The organism is Shimia sp. MIT1388, from assembly GCF_047124445.1.
In the GTDB taxonomy this organism is placed as follows: domain Bacteria; phylum Pseudomonadota; class Alphaproteobacteria; order Rhodobacterales; family Rhodobacteraceae; genus Shimia.
Genome location: NZ_CP138921.1, coordinates 472,902 through 495,105, shown reverse-complemented (window position 1 = coordinate 495,105; position 22,204 = coordinate 472,902). Strand labels below are relative to the sequence as shown.

At 58.8% G+C, this 22,204-nt stretch carries 23 protein-coding genes; 10 read left to right on the top strand and 13 right to left on the bottom strand.

Going from position 1 to position 22,204, the window contains the following annotated elements:
- Positions 1-73: 73 nt before the first annotated feature.
- From SIB92_RS02400 to SIB92_RS02390, 3 genes are read right to left on the bottom strand one after another with little or no spacing between them, the layout of a single operon-like run.
- Positions 74-343 (bottom strand): hypothetical protein, encoded by a 270-nt coding sequence (locus SIB92_RS02400; RefSeq protein ID WP_412554315.1) that lies wholly within the window; start codon positions 341-343, stop codon positions 74-76.
- Position 344: 1 nt separating this feature from the next.
- Complete coding sequence (locus SIB92_RS02395; protein WP_412554314.1) at positions 345-3,131, bottom strand: glutamine-synthetase adenylyltransferase; 2,787 nt, start codon at positions 3,129-3,131, stop codon at positions 345-347.
- A 60-nt stretch (positions 3,132-3,191) separates the two neighbouring features.
- Positions 3,192-3,578, bottom strand: a complete 387-nt coding sequence (locus tag SIB92_RS02390) for a DUF4440 domain-containing protein (protein WP_412554313.1) — start codon at positions 3,576-3,578, stop codon at positions 3,192-3,194.
- Positions 3,579-3,635: 57 nt separating this feature from the next.
- On the opposite strand from SIB92_RS02390, the gene SIB92_RS02385 reads away from it, so the two are divergent.
- From SIB92_RS02385 to SIB92_RS02375, 3 genes are all read left to right on the top strand, one after another.
- On the top strand, positions 3,636-4,103 hold the full coding sequence (locus SIB92_RS02385; protein WP_412554312.1) for a YbaK/EbsC family protein: 468 nt from the start codon (positions 3,636-3,638) through the stop codon (positions 4,101-4,103).
- Between the two features lie 173 nt (positions 4,104-4,276).
- On the top strand, positions 4,277-4,702 hold the full coding sequence (locus SIB92_RS02380) for a DUF2852 domain-containing protein (protein WP_294113623.1): 426 nt from the start codon (positions 4,277-4,279) through the stop codon (positions 4,700-4,702).
- Positions 4,703-4,791: 89 nt separating this feature from the next.
- Positions 4,792-5,241 (top strand): RDD family protein, encoded by a 450-nt coding sequence (locus tag SIB92_RS02375; RefSeq protein WP_412554311.1) that lies wholly within the window; start codon positions 4,792-4,794, stop codon positions 5,239-5,241.
- Between the two features lie 41 nt (positions 5,242-5,282).
- Here the strand turns inward: SIB92_RS02375 and SIB92_RS02370 are convergent, their stop codons facing one another.
- The 4 genes from SIB92_RS02370 to SIB92_RS02355 all read right to left on the bottom strand — a co-directional run bounded on the left by SIB92_RS02370 (position 5,283) and on the right by SIB92_RS02355 (position 10,712).
- Positions 5,283-6,107 (bottom strand): hypothetical protein, encoded by an 825-nt coding sequence (locus tag SIB92_RS02370; protein WP_412554310.1) that lies wholly within the window; start codon positions 6,105-6,107, stop codon positions 5,283-5,285.
- A 115-nt stretch (positions 6,108-6,222) separates the two neighbouring features.
- A complete protein-coding gene (locus SIB92_RS02365; RefSeq protein WP_412554309.1) occupies positions 6,223-8,577 on the bottom strand; it encodes a TRAP transporter large permease in 2,355 nt (784 codons plus the stop codon).
- 17 nt (positions 8,578-8,594) lie between these two features.
- On the bottom strand, positions 8,595-9,509 hold the full coding sequence (locus SIB92_RS02360) for a TRAP transporter small permease subunit (protein ID WP_412554308.1): 915 nt from the start codon (positions 9,507-9,509) through the stop codon (positions 8,595-8,597).
- A gap of 120 nt (positions 9,510-9,629) precedes the next feature.
- The gene (locus tag SIB92_RS02355) at positions 9,630-10,712 is read right to left on the bottom strand and encodes a TRAP transporter substrate-binding protein (RefSeq protein ID WP_412554307.1); all 1,083 of its coding nucleotides are present in this window, start codon (positions 10,710-10,712) and stop codon (positions 9,630-9,632) included.
- Between the two features lie 249 nt (positions 10,713-10,961).
- On the opposite strand from SIB92_RS02355, the gene SIB92_RS02350 reads away from it, so the two are divergent.
- Entirely contained in the window at positions 10,962-12,389 is a 1,428-nt protein-coding gene (locus SIB92_RS02350) for a cache domain-containing protein (RefSeq protein ID WP_412554306.1), read from the top strand.
- Positions 12,386-13,036: a response regulator gene (locus SIB92_RS02345; protein ID WP_412554305.1), complete on the top strand. Its 651-nt coding sequence runs from the start codon at positions 12,386-12,388 to the stop codon at positions 13,034-13,036. The genes SIB92_RS02350 and SIB92_RS02345 overlap by 4 nt, the downstream gene beginning before the upstream one ends.
- A gap of 63 nt (positions 13,037-13,099) precedes the next feature.
- Here the strand turns inward: SIB92_RS02345 and SIB92_RS02340 are convergent, their stop codons facing one another.
- Positions 13,100-13,489 carry a bleomycin resistance protein gene (locus SIB92_RS02340; RefSeq protein WP_412554304.1) on the bottom strand — a complete coding sequence of 130 codons (390 nt, stop codon included), beginning with the start codon at positions 13,487-13,489 and terminating at the stop codon, positions 13,100-13,102.
- A gap of 302 nt (positions 13,490-13,791) precedes the next feature.
- Here SIB92_RS02340 and SIB92_RS02335 point away from each other — a divergent pair, with 302 nt between their 5' ends.
- Both SIB92_RS02335 and ilvN read left to right on the top strand, forming a co-directional pair.
- Positions 13,792-15,546, top strand: a complete 1,755-nt coding sequence (locus SIB92_RS02335; RefSeq protein WP_412554303.1) for an acetolactate synthase 3 large subunit — start codon at positions 13,792-13,794, stop codon at positions 15,544-15,546.
- An 11-nt stretch (positions 15,547-15,557) separates the two neighbouring features.
- On the top strand, positions 15,558-16,121 hold the full coding sequence (gene ilvN, locus SIB92_RS02330) for an acetolactate synthase small subunit (RefSeq protein WP_294113663.1): 564 nt from the start codon (positions 15,558-15,560) through the stop codon (positions 16,119-16,121).
- An 80-nt stretch (positions 16,122-16,201) separates the two neighbouring features.
- Here the strand turns inward: ilvN and SIB92_RS02325 are convergent, their stop codons facing one another.
- A complete protein-coding gene (locus SIB92_RS02325) occupies positions 16,202-16,585 on the bottom strand; it encodes a hypothetical protein (RefSeq protein ID WP_412554302.1) in 384 nt (127 codons plus the stop codon).
- 169 nt (positions 16,586-16,754) lie between these two features.
- Positions 16,755-16,928 (bottom strand): hypothetical protein, encoded by a 174-nt coding sequence (locus SIB92_RS02320; protein ID WP_412554301.1) that lies wholly within the window; start codon positions 16,926-16,928, stop codon positions 16,755-16,757.
- A 17-nt stretch (positions 16,929-16,945) separates the two neighbouring features.
- Here SIB92_RS02320 and SIB92_RS02315 point away from each other — a divergent pair, with 17 nt between their 5' ends.
- The 3 genes from SIB92_RS02315 (at position 16,946) to SIB92_RS02305 (ending at position 19,106) form a co-directional block, all read left to right on the top strand.
- A complete protein-coding gene (locus tag SIB92_RS02315) occupies positions 16,946-17,650 on the top strand; it encodes a helix-turn-helix domain-containing protein (protein WP_412554300.1) in 705 nt (234 codons plus the stop codon).
- A gap of 92 nt (positions 17,651-17,742) precedes the next feature.
- Entirely contained in the window at positions 17,743-18,897 is a 1,155-nt protein-coding gene (locus SIB92_RS02310; RefSeq protein ID WP_412554299.1) for an aromatic ring-hydroxylating oxygenase subunit alpha, read from the top strand.
- Positions 18,894-19,106: a hypothetical protein gene (locus SIB92_RS02305; protein ID WP_412554298.1), complete on the top strand. Its 213-nt coding sequence runs from the start codon at positions 18,894-18,896 to the stop codon at positions 19,104-19,106. The genes SIB92_RS02310 and SIB92_RS02305 overlap by 4 nt, the downstream gene beginning before the upstream one ends.
- Positions 19,107-19,115: 9 nt before the next feature.
- On the opposite strand, the gene SIB92_RS02300 is transcribed toward SIB92_RS02305, so the two are convergent.
- The 3 genes from SIB92_RS02300 to SIB92_RS02290 form a co-directional block, all read right to left on the bottom strand.
- Positions 19,116-19,766: a pyridoxamine 5'-phosphate oxidase family protein gene (locus SIB92_RS02300; protein WP_412554297.1), complete on the bottom strand. Its 651-nt coding sequence runs from the start codon at positions 19,764-19,766 to the stop codon at positions 19,116-19,118.
- A 15-nt stretch (positions 19,767-19,781) separates the two neighbouring features.
- Positions 19,782-20,534 (bottom strand): DUF2189 domain-containing protein, encoded by a 753-nt coding sequence (locus tag SIB92_RS02295; RefSeq protein ID WP_412555785.1) that lies wholly within the window; start codon positions 20,532-20,534, stop codon positions 19,782-19,784.
- Between the two features lie 177 nt (positions 20,535-20,711).
- Positions 20,712-22,139, bottom strand: coding sequence for an amidase (locus SIB92_RS02290; RefSeq protein ID WP_412554296.1), 1,428 nt, complete (start codon positions 22,137-22,139; stop codon positions 20,712-20,714).
- Between the last annotated feature and the right edge of the window lie 65 nt (positions 22,140-22,204).

Below are 22,204 nucleotides of genomic sequence, written 5' to 3'. Positions count from 1 at the left end.
CGATTGCGACGCACCGGGGACGTTTCAAAGGAATTGACTAAAAGTTTACCTAGGAGAATTGAGGTTCAAGCCGTCAGCTACGAGGCCGCGACCGCCACCCACCGCGCCGTTTGGGCGCGCGCATCTCCACGCTGCCCTCTTCCAGCACCTGAGTCATCGGATGGCCCGGATGCTTGCTGCCCAGATGCACAATCAACATCTCGATCGCATCGCGGGTGTCCACGCCCTCAGGCAAAGACAACGCCCAATCCAGAAAGATCGTCCGGCACTCTGAGGGTTCTATCCCCTCCATTCGATAACTCTCGTGGATCAGCCCCTTGGGGTCACAATGCGATATGTCCATGTCATGCCTCCCCTGTGGCCGCCAAGGCCGCTGTGACTGTCTCCGCCGCAGTCTCTGTCGCGTCGGTCAACTTGCGCAACACCGCCTCGATATCGTCCGCACCGGTTTCACGCAACAAAAACGCCCGCCCACCTGCACCAATCGCATCGGGTGCAATGGTACTTCCGGACAAAAGCTTCGACGCCAGCTGCACCTGCCAACAAAGCCGATAGGTGCTGGCAAGGTCTGACGCGTCTGAGGCAGAAAGCCAGCCAATTGCGACACCCGCTTGCAAGCCCTGCGTCACCGCCCGCCGGGGCGAGCCCGCCAAAAGCGCGCCGGTCTGGCTCAACAACTCGATGTCCTGCAGCCGCCCTGCACCAATTTTGGCGTCCCACGGACCATCCGGCGCCTTTGCCGCCGCAATCCGCGCCCGCATTTCCTGTACGTCCTGCCCAATCGCCGCCTTGTCTTTCTCCGCCGCCAAGACCTCCTGCCGAAAGCCTTCCACCTCGGCCATCAACTCCGGCGCACCGGTCACCGGGCGCGCCCGTGTCAGCGCCAGATGCTCCCAGGTCCAGGCCTCATTCATCTGATAGTTCTTAAAAGACGCCAAAGACGTGGCCACCGGCCCTTGTGTTCCAGAGGGACGCAACCGCATATCGACCTCATAAAGCCGGCCTTGCGACATCGGCGCGCTCAGCGCCGTGACCAAAGCCTGCGTAAACCGCGCGTAATAGGGCCTCGCCGCCAAAGGCCGTCGCCCGTCAGAGGCCTCTACGCCGTCGGCGTCATAAATCACTATCAAATCGAGGTCAGACGTCGCATTAAGCCGCTGCGCCCCCAAAGATCCCATGCCCAACACAATCGCGCCACGTCCCGGCATTGGCCCGTGTTTGGCGGCAAAATGATCCGCCACCGGCTGCCACAGCCCTGCCAAAACTGCCTCTGCCAAATCCGCATACTGCCGCCCGGCTTCCTCCGCGCCAATCAAGCCACGCAGATGGTGCACCCCAATGCGGAACTGCCATTCCTTGGCCCAGCGCCGCGTGCCATCGAGCTGCGCTTCATAGTCCTCATCCCGCGCCAACCGCTCCTGCAATTCCTCGGTCAACCCACGCACACCCGGCCACTCCGTGAAGAAGCTGCCGCCAATCACCGCGTCAAACACACCGGAGTTGCGCGACAAATGCTGCGCCAGCGCAGGCGCGGTGCCCACAATATCCACAAACAGATCAATCAACTGCGGATTGGCCTCAAACAACGAGAATAGCTGCACCCCAGCAGGCAACCCGCGCAAAAACCCGTCCAACGCCAAAAGCGCCTCATCCGGCTTTGGCGCCTGCGCCAATCGCCGCAAAATCTCTGGCCGCACTCGATTAAAGATCTCCACCGCCCGCACGCTGCGCATCGCCGGATAGCTTTCCCACCGCGCAATGACGTCCTCATCAAACGCGTGGGTCACATCTTCGCCACCCTCGGGCGTAGCATCCGGTGCAAAGAACCCCTCGGTCATCTCATGCACTTCGGTCAGCCGCTCCTGCAACTCTTTGCGAATCTCCGCCTCGTCGCGCCCCATCAGGCCCGCAATCCGGCCCCAGCCCTCTTCGCTTTTGGGCAACAGGTGCGTCTGCGCATCCGCCACCATTTGCACGCGGTGCTCCACCTCGCGATGGAAACGGTAGTGATCGGACAGTGCCTCGGCCACATCCTCCGGCACCCAGCCCTTTGAGGCCAGTTTGCGCAGCCCCGGCACCGTGTGGCGATCTCGCAAATACGGATCCCGCCCACCGGCAATCAACTGCCGTGTCTGGGTGAAAAACTCGATCTCTCGAATGCCACCGCGCCCCAGCTTCATATTGTGGCCATCCAACGTAATCTCGCCGCCCAGCCCCTTGTGCTCACGAATGCGCAGCCGCATGTCATGCGCGTCCTGAATGGCAGCAAAATCCAAATGCTTGCGCCAGACAAACGGCGTCAACGTATCAAGGAACTTCTGCCCCGCCGCCAGATCGCCGGCCGAGGGTCGCGCCTTGATATACGCCGCCCGCTCCCAGGTCCGACCGAGGCTTTCATAATAGCGCTCCGCCGCCTCCATCGCGAGGCACACAGGGGTCACCGCCGGATCGGGCCGCAGCCGCAGATCGGTGCGGAACACATAGCCATCGCCGGTGATGTCATTCAACATCGCCGCCATCTTGCGGGTTGCACGGATGAAACTCGCCCGCGCGTCGTGATAGTCATCAGGGTCAAACCGGCTCTCATCAAACAGGCAAATCAGATCAATGTCAGAGCTATAGTTCAGTTCATGCGCGCCCATCTTGCCCATGGCAATCGACACCATGCCGCCCGCTGTCGGAATGTCATCCTCGGTGGCGCCGGGCAGCTTCTTGCGCCGAATTTCCGCACCAATCGTGGCCTCCAGCGCCAACTGGCTCGCCAGATCGGCAAAATCCGTTAGCGTGCCGGTCACCTTTTCCAGCGACCACGCCCCAGCCAAATCCGCCAGCGCCGTCAGCAAAGCCACCTTGCGTTTCGCAGCCCGCAAAGCGGTTGGCCGCTGATCCGGTGCCCCTGCGTGCAGCCCTGCAAAAACCGCCGCCAAAGCCGCATCCGCATCCTGCAACGCCTCCGGCAACCAGGTCGCCTCCTTGTGGATCAGGCTTTTTAGGTACGGACTTGATCCCGCCGTGCCTTCAATCAGCTTGGCCAGATCGCCAGACAACGCTGGCACCGCCGCCCCCGCCTCCGCACCTAAATCGGTATCAAACGGGCGTGGCAGGCGGGTGATTTGTGATTCAAACAACATGGCGCGACTTTGAAACCGCCATGCGCGAAGGTCAATTGGCGGTGCTGCCGCAGGGGCGGCTTAAGGCACCCCTTCCCCGGTCATCGGCGTGTCCTGACTGAAGCTGTTGACCCAGCCCTCATTGCGCCGCTCCCACAAGGAACTCACCAACATGACCTCCCAGTCAGACTTGCCAACCCGCAGGTAGTCCGCACGATAAATCAACAACCCGCTGTCCGCTCCGGTGGCCCGAACCTGTACGTCGCTCAGCCGGTACTCCGCCACCGTGGCGCCGCCATCCAACTGCCCCGTGTGGGCGTCCTTTCCAGCAAAGCCATCGGGATACACCCCGATAAAATCCTTGCTCAGCAACGCGCCATCCGCGTCCCCGTCCCCTGTCACCAGCGCATCCCACACTTCGGTCTCCAGCGCCAACAAGATCTCTTTCAAATCAGTTTGTTTTTCCATGCTGGCACCCTGTGGCGCGCCATGGCAGAAATCAACCCGAGGACGAGGAGACCAACCATGAGCAAAAGCCTAAAACGCGTGCGCGCTGCCTTGGAGGACGCAGGTAAAGAGATCGACATCCGCGAAACCGACGGTGCCCGCACCGCGCAGATGGCCGCCGACGCCGTGGGCTGCGACGTCGATCAGATCGCCAAGTCCATTGTCTTCCAAAACGCCAACACCGGAGAGGTTGTTCTGTTTCTGACTGCAGGCGGCCGCCAGGTTGACCCTCAAGCCGCCGAAGCGCTCCTTGGCGCGCCTTTGACCCGCGCAGATGCCGCCGTGGTGCGCAAGCAAACCGGCTTTGCCATTGGCGGGGTCAGCCCGGTGGGGCACCTCTCCCCGATCCAGGCCTTTATGGACGCACGCCTGACTGAGTTTGCACAAATCTGGGCCGCGGCAGGCACGCCAAACCACGTATTTTGCCTCTCTCCAGAGGATTTAGAGCAGATTTCCGGGGCCAAGACCTGCACTTTTAGCACCTAGAGTAAAATTTTTCTCGACCAATTTATTTAACCAATACAGACACATAACCACCAAATGTAAAAACCATTCACATTTTCTCTTGCAAAGTGACGTGGCACGCCCAATCTAGATAATGTGAAAGCGATTTACATACCGCCTCACAGAGACACAACAGACACAACTCGGAGACAGTTATGACCCCTGCCGCAACCGCCCATACCGCCGACACCCAGCACCTCAGCTGGTTTGGCAAGAGCGAGGCCTGGCTGGACAGCAAAGGCAAAGGTGCCTGGATTGCCGCCATGGTTCTTGGCTTCGTGTTCTTCTGGCCTGTTGGCCTGGCCCTTCTGTTCTACATGATCTGGAGCAAAGATATGTTCAAGAAATCCTCCCGCAACCGCAGCTGTTCCCGCCGCATGCATGTGATGGCCTCCTCCGGCAACAGTGCCTTTGACAGCTACCGCGACGAGACCCTGCGCCGTCTGGAAGATGAGCAGAAGAGCTTTGAGGACTTCCTGGAGCGTCTGCGCGCCGCCAAAGACAAGGCAGAGTTTGACCAGTTCATGGACGAACGCGCCACCAAAGCGGCCGACGAACGCCGCGAGACCGAAGACGCCTAAGCGCGCGCCCTTTTGAGCAGTCACGGCGCGGGAGACACCTTCCGCGCCGTTTTCTATACAACACCGGCCACCACCAAAACGAGAGAGACATGAGCCACCGCAGCTTTGCCCTACCAGATCCGGACACCCAGTCCGAGTTTTATGAAGACGTGACCTTCAAGCGCCTGCTGGCGTGGCTGATCGACACCGGCCTGATCTTTGTGCTCTGTGTGCTGGTGCTGCCGTTCACCGCCTTCACCGGCATCTTCTTTTTTGGCGCGCTTCTGTTTGTCTTTGGCTTTGCCTACCGCGTGGTCACCATCGCCACCGGTTCCGCCACCTGGGGCATGCGCCTGATGTCCATCGAACTGCGCCAATCAGATGGCAGCCGCTTTGATCTCGGGTCCGCCTTCCTGCACACGCTGGGCTTCACGGTGTCAGTGATGTTCCCGATCCTACAGATCATCTCGATTGTGCTGATGATCACCACGGACCGCAAACAAGGCCTCACCGACCACGTCATGGGCTCCGTCGCCATCAACCGCGCCGCGCGGTATTAAGCCCACCGAGCACGAATAATTTGCCAGCTGCGAATTAAAATTTACGCAACTGGCAGGATCAATGGCGTGTCGTAACTCTCATAGTCCCGCAAGTTTGGCAGATTGTTGCCTCCTATAAACCGGGTGATTTTCGGGCAGGAGAAGACTGTAATTGCGGTCAAATTTTGCATCGGACGCGAGGCGTGCAGACAAGTCAGCCTTGGTTGGTTTTCAATTCGGAGGCCTTGCAAATTCGGAAACCGGCTTAAATCTCCCAAATCACTTAGCCCCCGAACCCTAACAACCTCCAGCTCCTTCAAGGACGGGCAGTGAACGTTACCGATGTCCCCTTGCCCGCCGAGCAGGAGTTTCAGGACTTCCAAGTTCTTTAAGCCACTTAAAAAGTCACATCCAGATTTGGCCACCAGACCAATGGTTAGGCGTTTCAATGTTTCAAGTTGACCGACAGACTGTAAGTTCTTCCGTTGCCCTGAAATTGTCAGCTCTTCCAACTTCGAAAATCTCGGCAGAACGCCCAGGTCGAGTTTGTTTGGTGCTGTGTTCGACAACCGCAAAAACCGCAACTCGCTGGGATCTATTCGCTCCAGAATGTCAACTGGATCAAGTTGGAAAATCTCCAGCTCAAGGCTTTCAAGCGGTCCAACCTGCGCTAGTGCATCGAGGTTGAGAGCATGCGGCATACCCGTTATCGAGACAGATTTCAGGTTTTCAACGTCCGAAAGATGTTCCGCGTCATAGACTTGAAATTTATTTGGATCCCATCCCCGGACCGAAACCATGCCATGTTTAACTCTCGGGACCATCCCCCCGGAAAATTTGGACAAGTCCTTCATCATCCAATCCACTTTACCAAATTGATGGGACATACGGTAAACCACTCTCCCTATGTCAGAAAGAGCCGAGCAGGGCAGCCTGACACTCCCACAAAGCAAAACGGGGGCCAAATGGCCCCCGTTTCATTTTTGTCTTTTACGTCTCAGATCAGTTCCCGATCAGATCCGGCAAGATCGTCACGATCGATGGGAAGTACCACAGGATCGCCAGACCCACGACCTGGATGAGCACAAAGGGAATGATGCCCTTATAAATGTGCCCGGTCGTCACCTCTTTTGGCGCCACCCCTCTTAGGTAGAAGAGCGCAAAGCCAAACGGTGGTGTCAGGAACGAGGTCTGCAGGTTCACCGCGATCATGATGGTGACCCATTTCGGATCAAAGGTACCGCCGTAGATGACCGGGCCGACAATCGGGATCACGATGTAGATGATCTCGAGGAAATCGAGCACAAAGCCCATCACAAACAACACCAGCATCACGATCAGGAAGACCTTGAACTCGTTGTCAAACGACTTCAGGAACTGCTGAATGTAATGCTCGCCACCAAAGCTGATCACCACCAGGTTCAGGAGCTGCGAACCGATCAGGATGGTGAACACCATCGAGGTCACCTTCGCGGTTTCCCGCACAATCGGGGACAACACCTTGCCGCGGAACAGCACCCAGCAGCCATACAGCAGGCCGAACATCGCAAACAGGTAGGTGCCCTTGGCCACAAAGAACGCAATCAGGTTCTCGGTGGTGACAACTTCCTGGTTGATCCGCAGGTCAAAGTTCACGCCCACGAGGATCATGATGATCACCGCAAAGGTCGACCAGATGATGATCCCGCCAGAGCGGCCCTCATCGTGCAGACGGCGGTAGGCCGCCAGCATGATCGCCCCACCGGCACCCAGCGCAGCCGCCGGTGTCGGGTTGGTGATACCACCCAGGATAGAGCCCAGCACGGCAATGATCAGAACCAGCGGTGGGAACACCACGCGCAGCAGTTCGTTTTTGCCCAGCAGGCCTGCACCATAGCGCACACCGTAGAGCGTCATTGCCAGCGGGATTGCCATGTAGATCAGCGTCCAACCCGGCGTGGTGATCGGCGATACAAGGAACGCATCCACAGCCAGTGCCAGCACGATACCCGCGCCACCAATCAGCAACGGACGGCTGTCCGCGCTTGGTGCCACACCACGTGCGGTGGTCAGAACCAGAGCCAGCAACAGGTAGCCAATTGCCAGACCGGAGCCAATCGGCGCCGCAGCAGCAATCTTCTGAACACGCAGCTCTGCACGCTCTTCCAGAGTCAGCGCGCGCGCTTCGGCCACACCACCTGCTTCGTCAATCGTGGCCTGCTCCGCCAGGGCAACATCCCAGGCGTCTTGACCATGCAGATCGATCATCGAGGCTTTACACTCCTCACCTACGTTGGTGCGCAGGCTTGCGGTTTGACCCGCATCCGAGAAGCTGTCCACGGTCACGTCCTGAGACCCGATCATATTGACCTGACCCAAAAGGATAACTGCGGCAATCAAACCGGCTGGCACGGCCACAAACCATGTCAGACCTTCGCCACGGGTGATCGCTTCACCACTTGAGGCTTCCATTTCCACCGCAGGGGCTTCTTTGGGGTTAAACAGCGCGTAGCCAAAGGCATAGAGACCATAAAGCACCGCCAGCATGATGCCTGGGATCAGCGCCGCCTGGAACAATGTCCCAACGGACACAACCGCAGGCTCACCCAAGAAGGTCAACGCATCAGAACAACCAGCCACCTGTGCACGGTTTTCTTGTGCCGCAGAGTAAAGGTCGCCCGCCAACGTGCCGAGAAGAACGATCACGATCGATGGCGGAATGATCTGACCCAGCGTACCGGACGCCGCAATCACACCGGTTGCGAGCTTTGGGTTGTACCCGTGCTTCAGCATGGTTGGCAGCGACAGCAAGCCCATGGTCACAACCGTTGCGCCCACGATACCGGTGGAGGCTGCCAGGAAGGCACCCACTACCACAACCGACACCGCCAGACCGCCGGGCAGCGGGCCAAAAACGCGCGCCATGGTGGTCAGAAGGTCGTTTGCAATCTTGGAGCGTTCCAGCGTGATGCCCATCAGAACAAACATCACAACCGCCAGCAAAGTATCAATGGACTGACCGGCAAGCACGCGCTCGTTCATCCGGTTCACTACAAAGCTGATGTTGCGGTTCATCGCCTGTTCCCAACCGCCCGGGAACACGGATTCTGCCACGCGCGGCAGATCTGGGTATCGGAAGATCGAGATTGTATCCGCCTTCACCCCTTGGGCGATCAGATCGGCATACATGGTTGAGCTGGTGTCGATCGCCTGGTGAATCAGGATCCCGGCACTATCCAGCGCCGCAACGATCCCGAAAGAGATAACCCCTGCGCCACCAATGGCAAACGCCACAGGAAAGCCGGAGAGAATGCCCCCAAAGAGGCAGAGGAAGACGATAATCAGGCCGATCTCGACCCCATCAAGTCCAAATAGCATTAGTTCTGCCCCTTAGATCAGTGTGTGCCTTCATAGGCTTCTTCACCTTCGCCCAGCGTATCGCGGTCGAGGTATTTACCAGCGCTGCCTGCGCCTTCTTTGAACTCAAGATACGAGCGATAGAAGAACGCAATGGACTGCAGGAAGACCATGCCGGCAAAGCAAATAAGAAGCACTTTGAAGAGGAAGTAAGCGTTGAAGCCGTTAGGAGAAAAGCCGATGGTTTCCACATTCCATTTCAGGATGCGAGCCTTTTTCATCAGGATCTCAATCTTGTCAGACGCAGATACTTTCGGGGTCATCAAATGACGCCACATAAAGAACCAACCGTACATCCAAGTCAGAACCGCAACCGGCATCATGAAGAACAGCGAACCAAACATATCAATTACCCGCTTCGCACGGTGGCTGATCGCGGAATAGACAAGGTCCACACGCACGTGGCCGCCCTGCACAAAGGTGTAGGTCGCACACATACACACGATCATCGCGTTATAGAGCTTCAGCTCTTCCGCCCACCAGCTCACGTCATACGTCAACCAGCCCACGCCATTGATCAGGCTGATCTCTGCGACGGCAAAAACCCGCTGCATGAAGACGATCATGATTTGCTGCAAAACCATCAGCAGGCCAGCCCACGCAAAGAAACGGCCCACCGAGTTGGCAAGACCTTCCAGAACGCGCACGCATCCCCACATGAAATTGGGCCGCGCGATCCCAACCGCCGTAACGATCAAGAATAGCGTGAACACCACAAAGAAAAACTCGACCGAGCCACCGTAATATACAAAGCGCATCAGCGCCTGTTTGTCTTCGGTGGTCTCCAGGCCGCCAATCCAGCTCAGCCACATGCCCGGATGTGTGATCGCATATCCTGCGTTCACAAAGGCTTGGCCGATGTTGGAAAAGAACCAGACCAGACCGTCCAGCATTGTCCCCTCATCCCCTTATTGTTTTGGATTTTTGACAGTGCCGCACTCTGCGCCCTGTCCGTTTTTGCAAAAGGCCCCCCGGAGACACCGGGGGGCCAATTTGCTTATCACCTCAAGGCCTTAGCCCATCACACGGTCGCGCTGAGCGCGGTATACACCTTCGGACTTAACCAGCCAGCCAGAGGACGCCGCCATGCTTTCTTCAACAGAGGCACGGATCTTGGCAAACAGCTCGTCGTCCATGAACTCGTCCATGGTCTCTTTCGCGGCTACGCCCATTGCATCCCAAACGCTGTCAGGGAACTCCAGAGTTTTCACGCCACCGGCCTGCAAGCGCTGAAGCGCCGCACCGTTGTTGTTCAAGAACTGTGCCAGGTTCCACTGGTGGGTGGCTGCGGAAGCCATCTCGATGATTTTTTGCTGTGCAGGCGTCAGGCTATCAAACACTTCGCGGTTGGTTGCCAAAGACAGCGCAGCGCCTGGCTCGTGGAAGCCCGCAGTGTAATAGAACTTGGTGATTTCCTGGAAACCAGCTTTTTCATCCGCCCATGGGCCGATCCATTCGGTACCGTCGATAGCACCGGATGCCAGCGCCTGGTAAACTTCCGAGCCAGCAATAGTCGCAACAGAGGCACCCAGTTTACCCAGAGCTTTACCGCCAAGACCTGGCATACGGAACTTCAGGCCTTGGAAGTCTTCAGGACCGTTGATCTCTTTGGAGAACCAACCACCCGCTTGCGCGCCAGTGTTACCCGCAATGAAGGACTTCAGGCCGAAGATTTCGCCCAGCTCATCGTGCAGAGCCATACCTTCACCGTGGTAATACCAGTTCACCAGTTCCTGAGCGGTCATGCCGAACGGAACAGCGGTGAAGTACGCGTAACCCGGATGCTGGTTTACGAAGTAATAGTCAGCCGCGTGATACATGTCAGCCTGACCAGCGGTCACAGCGTCAAACACTTCCAGCGCACCAACCAATTCGCCGGCCGCCTTGATGTCGACAGTCAGCTCACCATCAGACATGGCATTGATGGAATCTGCAGCATACTGCGCCGCATCAAACACACCAGCCAAGCCACGGCCCCAAGCGGTCACCATGGTCAGGGTGCGCTTGCCGGTGGCATAGGCCGGAGCGGCCAGAGTGGTTGCCGCTGCTGCGGTACCGCCAAGTGCAGAAGTTTTTAGAAAAGAACGACGATCCATGTAGGTCTTCCTCCCAGAATGTTGTTCAGCTCAGGTCTCCCTCCAGAGACTCCGAGCGGATCGTTGAAGTGCCGCGAGCCTAGCCTTGCCCCTACGTAGAGGAAATACCCACTACCGCGTAGAAACCGACCAAATGGCAAAAATTCCGGACCAATTCGAAAGGTTAATGGACCGTTTACAAAATCGTTAGCGGTAACGATTCTGATTCTGGCCTATGATTCGCCTCCAAACTTCCGTAACGAATCGACCATGCGACCCTTTCTGTCTTTCTTTCGACTGTCTTACGGTCAGAAGCTGTTCCTGCTGGCCACAGTGCCCCTGCTTTTGGCGGTGGCGGGCATTTCGGTTCTGGTGGCCAATCAATCTCGCCAATTGGCCGACCGGGAAATCCGCGCCCTTGAGGCCCAGTTGATCGAAGCCAAGAAGGCGGAGCTTAAAAACTACATCTCGATTGCCCGCACCGCCTTTATCAACATCTACGGCCGCGCCGCGCCGGATGACCACGAGGCCAAACTGGCCGTCACCCAGATCCTATCCTCCATGCTCTATGGCCAAGACGGCTATTTCTTTGTGTTTGATTACGAGGGCAACAACCTCGTCAGCCCCCGTCAAACGTACTTGATTGGCAAAAACTGGCGCGGTCTGACCGATCTCAACGGCACCGAAATCACCGATCCGATGATCGACATTGCCCGCTCCGGCGGCGGCTATCACAGCTTTGACTGGGCCAAACCCTCGACCCGCGAAACCGCGCGGATGGTCACCTATGTGGTCGGCTTGCAAGATTGGCAGTGGGTTGTTGGGACCGGCATTTTTATCGATGACGTGCTCGAAAGCGTCGCCGCCGCGCGCGCCGATGTGGAAGAACGGGTACAACGCACCTCCTTCTATATCCTCGTGATCACCGTTGCCTGCCTCACCCTCGTCTTTCTCTCAGGCTTCTTCATCACCGTCCGCGAACGCCGGCTGGCGGACGCCAAGCTCAAAGCCCTGACCCAGCGCGTGTTTGACGCCCAAGAAGAAGAGCGCGGCCGTGTGGCCCGCGAGTTGCACGACGGCATCTCACAACTGCTTGTTGGCGTGCGATATGCCCTCGATAGCGCGACCCGCCGCCTCAAGAACGGCGATGAGCGCGGATTGGAGTCGCTGGAAAAAGGCGTCGATCACCTCTCCGGCGCCATCCAGGAAGTCCGTCGCATCTCCCGCGATCTGCGCCCCGGTGTGCTCGACGATCTCGGCCTCGGCCCCGCCCTAAAAGCCCTGACAGACGACTTCTCCACCCGCACTGGAATTGAGACCCACTTCAACACCGTGGTTTTCCGCAACCGCCTCGACCAGGACGCCAAAATCGCGCTGTACCGGATTGCGCAGGAAGCCCTGACCAACATCGAGCGCCACTCCGGCGCCACCACCGTTTCCATCGACGTGCGCGGCCACAAGAAAGGTGCCACTCTGCGCATCGCCGACAACGGCAAAGGCCTGCCACAGGAACGCGACCCCTCCGCCCGCGGCGGCCTCGGCCTGCGCAACATGCAGGAACGGGTTGAACAGCTCGACGGCACCCTGCGCATATTCTCCTCTCGCTCCGGCACGGTGATTGTGGCAGAAGTCCCGCTAAGCCACATCCTGACGCCCGAAACCGAGGGCACCGACAAGACCCGAAAGGCCAGCGCATGAGTGCAGACACAACCATCAAAGTGATGATTGTCGACGATCACCCCATGGTGGCCGAGGGCATCGAGTCCATTCTGGAAAGCTATGACGACATCACCGTTGTCGGCACCCTCTCCAATGGCCGCGAGGCGGTGGCTCAACTACCGACCTTGAAGCCCGACGTAGTGCTGATGGACCTCAACATGCCGGAGATTGGCGGCCTCACCGCCACCGAGATGCTGCTGGAACTGGACGCGGATCTGCGCGTGCTGATCCTTTCGATGCACGACAGCCCGGAATACATTTCCACCGCACTCAGCCACGGGGCGATGGGTTATGTGCTCAAAGACGTGCCCACCGAAGAGATCAAAACCGCGATCGACGCCGTGATGAGCGGCAAGAAATACCTCTGCACCGGCGCCAAAGGCTCGCTTGAGCCATCAGAGGACGGTGCCCGCGAACCGCTCACCAGCCGGGAGCAAACCGTGCTCTTGCAACTGGCCCAGGGCAAATCCAACAAAGAAGTCGCCAACGAGCTCAACATCTCAGTACGCACTGTAGAAACCCACCGCAAAAACATCAAACGCAAGCTGGGCATCTCGTCGACGGCTGGCCTCACCCGCTACGCCATGGAACACGGCGTGCTGCAAGGCACCGGGGTTGGGCTGTAACTCAGCACTTCATTTGGCCGCAAATATCCCGGGGGTATGGGGGCTGGCCCCCATCAAGCCTTCCTATGCACCAGGCCCGTCAGCAATCCCTTCACCAAAAAACACAAGGTTTCCGTCTTCATCCAGCACGTGAAACTCGCGCTGGCCATAGTCCTGATCAAATGGCGCGCGCACCCGCCCCTCTGGCAGACCGTTCAACGCGTCTCGCATGTCTGCAAAGAGCGCATCTATCCCGATGACGTCGATGTAAAACGACATCTCCCGCCCAGTCAGGTCGTCCTTCGCCTCCACTTCGATCAAGCGCACCGCCACCGCCTCACGCCGCAAGAATGCGTAGTTAACGGCCGTAAATCCCACCTCAAAGCCCAACACATCCCGATAAAACGCGATTTGCCGCGCCAAATTGCTGCAGGGAACAAACGGTGTGATCTGATTCAAACTGAATTCGCCCATGATTTTTCCTCAAATTTCGCGAAAGCCGGTAGCCCGCGCAACAAATGCAAAGATTTTACGCCCGAAACGGTGCTTTTCTGTAGATTTCGCGGTTGACGCCGCGATGCAGCAGCCATAAGGTCCGATCCGAACACAATAAGTGACCCCACTTGAGGACAAATACGATGCCAAGGCTAGTCGTCATTGTCGGAATTAGGCGCATGGGCCGGTAACGGACACCATAACGGTACCCCATGCGCCCTCGCTGATAAGCGGGGGCTTTTTTGTGTGAGCTAGTAATGTCGTCGGTAACGGAGAGAATGATGACACGTCAGATGACCGGAGCAAAAATGGTGGTTCAAGCCCTGAAGGATCAGGGTGTGGACACAGTCTTTGGCTATCCCGGAGGCGCGGTTCTACCGATTTACGACGAGATTTTTCAGCAAAATGACATTCGCCACATCCTGGTGCGTCATGAGCAAGGCGCGGTGCACGCCGCCGAAGGCTATGCCCGCTCCACCGGCAAGGTTGGCGTGGCGCTGGTAACCTCCGGCCCGGGCGCAACCAACGCGGTGACCGGCCTGACCGATGCCCTGCTGGACTCGATCCCGATTGTGGTTTTGACCGGCCAGGTGCCTACCTTCATGATCGGCTCGGACGCCTTTCAGGAAGCAGACACCGTGGGTATCACCCGCCCTTGCACCAAACACAACTGGCTGGCCAAGGACACGGACACCCTGTCTGAAACCCTGCACCAGGCCTTCCACGTGGCGCGCTCCGGTCGTCCTGGCCCGGTGCTTGTCGACATCCCGAAAGACGTGCAGTTTGCCAATGGCAAATACACCGCACCGGAGAAGTCGGACACCTCGATCTATGAGCCGGAAACCAAAGGGGACATCACCGCGATTAACGAATTGGTTGAAGCGATGGAAAAAGCCGAACGCCCGGTGTTCTACACCGGCGGCGGCGTGATCAACTCTGGCCCCAAAGCGTCTAAATTGCTGCGTGAACTGGTGGACGCCACTGGCATTCCAATCACCTCGACCCTGATGGGCCTTGGCGCCTATCCGGCCTCTGGTGAGAACTGGCTCGGCATGCTGGGCATGCACGGCCTGTACGAAGCCAACATGGCGATGCACGACTGCGACCTGATGATCAACATCGGCGCGCGCTTTGACGACCGTATCACCGGCCTGATCTCCGCCTTCTCGCCCGGCTCCAAGAAAGCCCACATCGACATCGACCCCTCCTCGATCAACAAAGTGATCCCGGCGGACATCCCGATTGTGGGTGACGTGGAAAGCGTGCTGACCGACATTCTGAAAGTCTGGAAAGCCCGTGGCCGCACCGTGAACCGCGAAGCCATCGCCAAATGGCAAAGCCAGATCAGTGATTGGCGCAAAGTGGAATGCCTGAAATACGTTCAGGAAGGCAAAGTCATCAAACCTCAATACGCGCTGGAGCGTCTTGAGGCTCTGACCAAAGACCACGACCGCTACATCACCACGGAGGTGGGCCAGCACCAAATGTGGGCCGCGCAGTACCTCGGCTTTGAAGATCCCAACCGCTGGATGACCTCCGGCGGCCTCGGCACCATGGGGTATGGCGTGCCTGCCTCTGTTGGTGTTCAAGTGGCCCATCCCGAGAGCCTCGTGATCAACGTGGCCGGCGAAGCGTCCTGGCTGATGAATATGCAGGAAATGGGCACAGCCGTGCAATTCCGTCTGCCTGTCAAACAGTTCATCCTCAACAACGAACGCCTCGGCATGGTACGCCAGTGGCAAGAGCTGCTGCACGGCGAACGCTACAGCCACAGCTGGTCCGAAGCCCTGCCCGACTTTGTGAAGCTCGCCGAAGCCTTTGGCGCCAAAGGCATCATCTGTTCTGATCCGGATGATTTGGACGAGGCGATCATGGAAATGATCAACTACGACGGCCCGGTGATCTTTGACTGTCTGGTGGAGAAACACGAGAACTGCTTCCCGATGATCCCGTCGGGCAAACCGCACAACGAAATGCTTCTGGGCGAAGCCAGTACCCAAGGCGCCATCGAAGCTGGCGGCGCGGTTCTGGTGTAAGGAGAGAGATCATGGCTGCTCTAAAAATCAAAAAAGGCTCCACGAGCCACTCCGCTTACAACCTACGTCCGAACTTCTCTGACGAGGTTGAAACCCACACGCTGGCCGTTCTGGTGGACAACGAACCGGGCGTTCTGGCCCGCGTGATTGGCCTCTTCTCCGGCCGTGGCTACAACATCGAAAGCCTGACCGTGGCCGAGGTCGACCACACCGGCCACCTGTCGCGCATCACAATTGTGACCACCGGCACGCCGCAAGTCATCGAACAGATCAAAGCCCAGCTGGGCCGCATCGTACCAGTACACGACGTGCACGACCTGACCGTCGAAGGCGCCTCCGTGGAGCGTGAACTGGCCCTGTTCAAAGTCGCGGGCTCTGGCGAAAAACGCGTCGAAGCCTTGCGCTTGGCCGACATCTTCCGCGCCAACGCGGTGGACAGCACGCTGGAGAGCTTTGTCTTTGAACTCACAGGCACCCCCAGCAAGATCGACGCTTTTGCCGACCTCATGCGCCCCTTGGGCCTGATCGAAGTGGCCCGCACCGGCGTTGCTGCCCTGTCGCGCGGCTCCGAATAAGACCATCTGCTCAGCGCAGTAAAAAAGGGGCCGCGTGGCCCCTTTTCTTTTGATTGATTGTCCGAAGTGCCCGGGTTCAGCTAACTGACCTTGCGCGACCGTGCCGCCGCCTCCAGATCAATCACCTTTGCCGAGGTCTCTTTGTCCTTCACCGCTTCCGGCAAGTGCAACGCCGCCCGCAACGCGCGGCCAACCTCTCCGGTTTCCACGGCCATCGCCGCCTGCAACAGGTGCTCGGCCAAAGGCGTGCCCGGCGCCAGGCGACGCAGATTAAACGCCCGCCGCTGATGCCCTACCAACAATATTTCGAACATCACCAGATCACCGGCCGCCAATGTGACCACGTCGCTCCCCAAAGCAGACGCGTCTTTCTCGGCATTGAAATAGGCCAGATCCGCGTGATCCTCGCACCAAATAACCGCTGTACCACCTTTGTTGTCATGCCAAAGCACAACGCCATTCATTCCCTTCCCTCCCCTGAAACTCGTTATGTCCCGTGCACAAATGACCCTACCAAAAACACAGCCGGATCATGTCCCTGCCCCAGCCTACAGCCAGTTTCCCATCAACCTATGGCCAATTTTGTGTCGACCCCATTGCAAGCTGGTGCCAATATGCGCCAAGATGACGCCATTAAGCGTCGATTTTGGCCATATGCGGATTTTGCACACGTTCTGCGGGTCTTTCAATGACAAACACAGCCGGAGAGCCAATTGTCACAACCCGAGACTGAATCGCCAAGCGAAACGCATCCATCAGAACTGCGAGAAATGTTTGGGCGAAATCTCCGGCAGCTTTGCGCGCCATACCGATCAGTCTCCGATTTGTGCCGTCAGCTGGGAATCAACCGCACTCAATTCAACCGCTACCTGTCCGGCGAGAGCTTCCCCCGCCCCGATGTGCTGCACCTGATCTGCCAGTTCTTTGACGTTGACGCCCGCGTCCTGCTGGAACCCTTGGAGGCCCTGGACACCCGCCCGGGCGTGCTCAACCACCCGTTTCTGGCCGGCACTGTCGGCAGCGGCATGCAGGCCCTCACAGAAGAGGCCTTCCCGTCCGGGTTCTACCGCTTTTCCCGCAAGAGCTTTGTGGAAAACGATCTGGTGGTGGTTGGGGTGGTCTATGTGTTCCGCGACGGTCAATACACCTTTTTGCGTGGATACGAGCCCCGCGCAGCGATGAGTGCGCACGGCCTGCCCACCAACGGCCCTCTGCGCGAGTACCGCGGCTATGTCTCGCCGCAAGAAGACGGCATCTCGATCAACGTCTCCCACCGCCACAACATGGCCGCCACCTTCAACTTCCTCGGCCGCGTGGCTGCCTTTCAAAACAAATTCTGGCTGGGCTATTCTGCCCGCCCGACACGCGAAACCCTGCGCGGGCGCCGCGTTGCCCGCATGGTCTATGAACATATGGACCTGCCACTTCAGGAAACAGTCGCCCTGGCCCGCAAGACGGGCTACGTCGATCCGGACGAGCTACCGGACTTTCACAAACGCCACCTGATGCTCGACACCCCGTTTACCTGACTGGCGCATCTGCGGCATCCGCTGTCGCAGACAGGCCGGACCAGCCTCAAACTTGCCGCCTAGGCTACCTGTGCCAGCCACAGGAGCCCGCCATGTCCGACCGGAAATCTCTCGCCGATCCCCTAACCGCCGTGCGCCAGCCCGTGGCCACCGCCAACGGCTTGCCCAACGCGCATTACACCGATCCGGCTATGTTTTCAGAAGAAGCCGACGCCCTGCTGAGGACCACATGGGCAGGACTGGCCGTCGCCTCCGATGTGCCGGAACCTGGCGACGCTGTGCCGCTGACCTTCCTTGGCATGCCGCTCCTGCTCTTACGCGACAAAGCTGGCTCCGTGCGGGTCTTCAACAACGTCTGTCGCCACAGAGGTATGATCCTCGTCGAGGAACCCCGAAAAATCGAAGGCGCGATCCGCTGCCCCTACCATTCCTGGTGCTATGCTACTGATGGCCGTCTGGTCACCACGCCCCACGTCGGCGGTCCCGGCCAAAACACCGATCCAAACATAGACCGCACCACGCTCGGCCTGATCGCAGTCCGCTCCCACATCTGGCACGACATTGTCTTTATCAACATCTCCGGCGACGCCCCCGCCTTTGAGGACCAACACGCCGCGCTGCTCTCCCGTTGGGACGCCTTTGAGCAGCCCTACTTCCACGGCGGCGCAGACAGCCGTTTCACGTTAGATGTCGCCACAAACTGGAAGCTCGCCGTCGAAAACTACTGCGAAAGCTACCACCTGCCCTGGGTGCACCCAGGGCTGAACAGCTACTCGCGCCTGGAAGATCACTACAACATCGTCGAACCGGAGCACTTCTCCGGCCAAGGCACCCACGTCTACCGCCAACTCACGTCCGAGGATGGCATCACCTTCCCCGACTTCGCCAACTTGCCCACCTTCTGGGACCAAGGCGCCGAATACGTCGCGCTCTATCCCAATGTGCTCCTCGGGGCGCAGCGCGATCACGCCTTTGCCATCATCCTGGAACCTTTGGCCCACAATCAAACCCGCGAGCACGTGCATCTCTACTACGCCCACCAAGACACCGACGACGCCCTGCGCGCCACAAACGCCGCCCAATGGAAACAGGTGTTTGAAGAAGACATCCTTGTTGTTGAAGGCATGCAACGCGGCCGCTCCGCGCCCCATTTTGACGGCGGGCGCTTCTCCCCTGCCATGGACGCGCCCACCCATTGTTTTCACGATTGGGTCGCCGCGCGTCTGCAAGCGCACCGCGCTCCATGAGCGACCTGGAATCCCGCCTACTCGCCGCCCATTCCGCGGGTGACAAACACGCGCTGGTCGCGCTCTACGAGGAAGCAGCGGCTGCTACGGACAAACCCGAGGCAAAAGGCTTCTACTTCACCCAAGCCTACGTTTACGCGCTGGAAACCGACCACCCCAAAGCAGCCGAATTGCACCAGAAACTCAAAGCCACGGGCCGCGAGAACTGACGCTGCACCTCAGTACATCGTTTCCCGATACCGCGCTTCCAACTGCGCATCGAGGGCGGCCATTTCCTCTGGGTCCTCGGGCGCGCCCGTACTCTGATCCAGTACCATCTTGCTCAGCGAAGGCATCTCACTACGGTCCTGCAGCGACGCCGGATCCCACAGTTTGGAGCGCCGAAACGCCTTGGCGCAATGCAGGAAGACCTCCACCACCGAGACCACAATCGCCGCACGCGGCAGACGCTCCTGCACCTCCATCAGCGCCAGCAGCTCTGGGTCCGTTGTTACCTGTGCGGTGCCGTTCACCCGCAACGTCTCGTCAAACCCCGGCACCAGAAAGATCAACCCCACATTGGGGTTCGCCACAATGTTGGTCAGACTGTCAATCCGGTTGTTTCCCGGCCGCTCCGGGATCACCAATGTGCGCGCATCCAGCACTTTCACAAAACCTTCGGGATCACCACGCGGCGTCACATCCGCCAAGCCATCCGGCGCCTGCGTGCCCAAACACAGGAACGGCGCGCGTGCGATAAAATCGCGCGCATGTTTGTCCAGATAGTCGATGCATTTCTTTTGTGACAATGACTCCGGGTTCGGCATCTTGAACACCTCCCGCAATCCCGCTTCGTCCGAAATTACAAACTCCGGCCTTATCTCAACCATCTCGCCTGCCCCTGTTTAGCTGTCCTGCGCACCCGCCGCTTTGATCTGCGCGTACAGATGCCAACTGCCATGGCCCAGGACCGGAAGGCAAATCAACAAACCGAGAAACCCAGGGATCAGCGCGGCAAAGGTGAGGCCCGCAACCATCGCCGCCCAGATGAGCATCACCACAAAATGGTTCTGCACATAGGCAAAGCTGGTGATCATCGCGGTCACAAAATCAATCTCGCGATCCAGCAACAGCGGCAAGGACAACACCGTGATCATGTACAGCAGCAGCGCAAACAAAAAGCCAACTATCGAGCCGACCAGCAACATCGTGATGCCGTTTGTGGTGGTGTAGATCTCAAAGGAGCTCGACACATTCGTCATCGGTGCCAGCCCCAGAAACAGCGCAAAAATCATATGCGCCAGGAAGAACCAGAACAGGAAGACAATGATGATGATGGCGCAGATCGACGGCAATTGCCGCTTACTCTGACGCCAGACCACACCAGCAATCAACGGCCAATTGATCTCCCAGCCGCGCTCCAGTCGCAGCGAGACCTCATACAGTCCCACAGCCGCAAACGGTCCCAGCAGCGGAAAGCCAATGGCCGCAAAGGTCAGCCAATAGCTCTGACCACTGGCCACGGTCAGCCAGGTCATCAGCCAGCCGCCAATCACATAAAACAGGCCAAAGCCAATGCCGTACATCGGCTTGCGGATAAAATCGCGCAGCCCCAACCGCAGCGACTGTCCCAACATGCCCACCGTGACATCGCCCATCGCAGGCGCTCCGTGGTCGCGCTCGCCATTGGCGGTGCGCGCGGCAGACAGTTGAGTTTCTTTCATGGGTTTACTCGTGGTGCGTTGGTCCTCCGCACCCACATTGGTCTCCTCAGACATGCGCCCTCCCTGCGCCTGCTCGCTCCCCCGCGATCAAAGCTGGTTTGCTGCCTTAAATCAACCGTTTGCGCTGTGCGGCGGGCGTTTATTCGGCCAGTTGGTCGCCGCGTGGTAGGCCTGCGCAATCTCCAGCACCCGCACATCCGTGCCTTTGGCGCCAATGATCTGCATGCCCATCGGCAGGCCTTCATCGCTAAACCCCACCGGCACGCTGATCGCAGGCAACCCTAGCAAACTCGCGGGCACCATCACCTGCATCCAGCGGTGGTAGGTGTCCATCGCGACACCAGCAATCTCCTTGGGCCAATCCCACTCTGCCGGGAAAGGGAACACCTGCGCCACGGGCAACACCAAAACTTCATAGGTATCAAACAGCTCAGCGGCTCTCGCAAACCACTCCGAACGTACCTTGGTGGCGCGATGCAGCTCCATCGCCGCCATCTCCATGCCCCGCTTAATTTCCCACTGCGCCGCCGGCTTGAGCCGCGCGCGCTTGGTTTCATCCTCATAAAGCGCGGCTAACTCACCAGCCAAGGCAAAGGCCCGCAAATCACTCCAGCTCTGAAACAGAGTTTCCGCGTCAAACGGCGGCGCCACATCTTCCACCTCTGCGCCAAGCTCTCGTAGCACCGAAAGCCCCGCCTCACAGAGCGGCAAAATCCCCGCTTCCATCGGCATCGCCCCGCCCCAGTCGCCCAACCAGCCAACCTTCGCGCCAGCGACATCACAGGCCTCCGGCAAGTCCCAGTCCCGCTCTGGCATATTAAACGGCACCCCCGCCTCGGCTTCGGCCATCACCGACAGCAACAGCGCACAATCACGCGGGCTGCGCCCCATCGGGCCAATGGTGGACAGCTGCTGCCAGAAGCTCTCTGCCCCAACCTCTTTGGGCACGGTCCCCCAGCTTGGCCGGAATCCATAGACGTTGTTCCACCCCGCTGGATTGCGCAGGCTGCCCATCATGTCGCTGCCATCCGCCAGCGCCACCATGTTCATCGCGAGGGCTGCCCCGGCCCCGCCGGAACTGCCCCCTGCCGTGCGGCTCGCATCAAAGGGGTTCAATGTCACCCCATGCACTGGGTTATAACTGTGCGAACCCAGACCAAACTCCGGCACATTGGTCTTGCCAATAAAAATCGCCCCCGCCGCCCGCATCCGTGCCACAAACGTGCTGTCACGTTCAGCCACCCGATCCGCGAACAACGGGCTGCCCTCGGTTGTCCGCATGCCTTTCACATCGGAAAGCGCTTTCACCGCAATGGGCATGCCATGCAACGCACCGCGCTCGGCAAACGGCACCGCATCCGCTGCCTGCGCCTCCGCCAGCAACACCTCTGCCTCGCGCAAATCCACAATCGCGTTCACCTCAGGGTTCCGTGCCTCAATCCGCGCCAAAGTCGCCGCCATCACGGTCTCCGCGCTCAGTTCCCCGCCACGCAACGCCGCTGCCAGCTTGCCTGCATCCCAATCCAGAAACTCTGCCATACCCTGCTCCTCTTCCCCCTCAGAGGATCATGAACAGGTTAAACACACAAGCGCACGCACAAACA

Excerpts from the sequence above, each read along its gene's own strand:
- SIB92_RS02345 (WP_412554305.1), top strand. The coding sequence starts at position 12,386 with ATGAGTGCAGACACAACCATCAAAGTGATGATTGTCGACGATCACCCC.
- SIB92_RS02350 (WP_412554306.1), top strand. The coding sequence starts at position 10,962 with ATGCGACCCTTTCTGTCTTTCTTTCGACTGTCTTACGGTCAGAAGCTG.
- SIB92_RS02335 (WP_412554303.1), top strand. The coding sequence starts at position 13,792 with ATGACACGTCAGATGACCGGAGCAAAAATGGTGGTTCAAGCCCTGAAG.
- SIB92_RS02325 (WP_412554302.1), bottom strand. The coding sequence starts at position 16,585 with ATGAATGGCGTTGTGCTTTGGCATGACAACAAAGGTGGTACAGCGGTT.
- SIB92_RS02290 (WP_412554296.1), bottom strand. The coding sequence starts at position 22,139 with ATGGCAGAGTTTCTGGATTGGGATGCAGGCAAGCTGGCAGCGGCGTTG.
- SIB92_RS02370 (WP_412554310.1), bottom strand. The coding sequence starts at position 6,107 with ATGTCCCATCAATTTGGTAAAGTGGATTGGATGATGAAGGACTTGTCC.
- ilvN (WP_294113663.1), top strand. The coding sequence starts at position 15,558 with ATGGCTGCTCTAAAAATCAAAAAAGGCTCCACGAGCCACTCCGCTTAC.
- SIB92_RS02400 (WP_412554315.1), bottom strand. The coding sequence starts at position 343 with ATGGACATATCGCATTGTGACCCCAAGGGGCTGATCCACGAGAGTTAT.
- SIB92_RS02380 (WP_294113623.1), top strand. The coding sequence starts at position 4,277 with ATGACCCCTGCCGCAACCGCCCATACCGCCGACACCCAGCACCTCAGC.
- SIB92_RS02320 (WP_412554301.1), bottom strand. The coding sequence starts at position 16,928 with ATGGCGCGCAAAGCTGCCGGAGATTTCGCCCAAACATTTCTCGCAGTT.
- SIB92_RS02305 (WP_412554298.1), top strand. The coding sequence starts at position 18,894 with ATGAGCGACCTGGAATCCCGCCTACTCGCCGCCCATTCCGCGGGTGAC.
- SIB92_RS02395 (WP_412554314.1), bottom strand. The coding sequence starts at position 3,131 with ATGTTGTTTGAATCACAAATCACCCGCCTGCCACGCCCGTTTGATACC.
- SIB92_RS02300 (WP_412554297.1), bottom strand. The coding sequence starts at position 19,766 with ATGGTTGAGATAAGGCCGGAGTTTGTAATTTCGGACGAAGCGGGATTG.
- SIB92_RS02360 (WP_412554308.1), bottom strand. The coding sequence starts at position 9,509 with ATGCTGGACGGTCTGGTCTGGTTCTTTTCCAACATCGGCCAAGCCTTT.
- SIB92_RS02355 (WP_412554307.1), bottom strand. The coding sequence starts at position 10,712 with ATGGATCGTCGTTCTTTTCTAAAAACTTCTGCACTTGGCGGTACCGCA.
- SIB92_RS02390 (WP_412554313.1), bottom strand. The coding sequence starts at position 3,578 with ATGGAAAAACAAACTGATTTGAAAGAGATCTTGTTGGCGCTGGAGACC.
- SIB92_RS02295 (WP_412555785.1), bottom strand. The coding sequence starts at position 20,534 with ATGGGCGATGTCACGGTGGGCATGTTGGGACAGTCGCTGCGGTTGGGG.
- SIB92_RS02385 (WP_412554312.1), top strand. The coding sequence starts at position 3,636 with ATGAGCAAAAGCCTAAAACGCGTGCGCGCTGCCTTGGAGGACGCAGGT.
- SIB92_RS02365 (WP_412554309.1), bottom strand. The coding sequence starts at position 8,577 with ATGCTATTTGGACTTGATGGGGTCGAGATCGGCCTGATTATCGTCTTC.
- SIB92_RS02340 (WP_412554304.1), bottom strand. The coding sequence starts at position 13,489 with ATGGGCGAATTCAGTTTGAATCAGATCACACCGTTTGTTCCCTGCAGC.
- SIB92_RS02375 (WP_412554311.1), top strand. The coding sequence starts at position 4,792 with ATGAGCCACCGCAGCTTTGCCCTACCAGATCCGGACACCCAGTCCGAG.
- SIB92_RS02310 (WP_412554299.1), top strand. The coding sequence starts at position 17,743 with ATGTCCGACCGGAAATCTCTCGCCGATCCCCTAACCGCCGTGCGCCAG.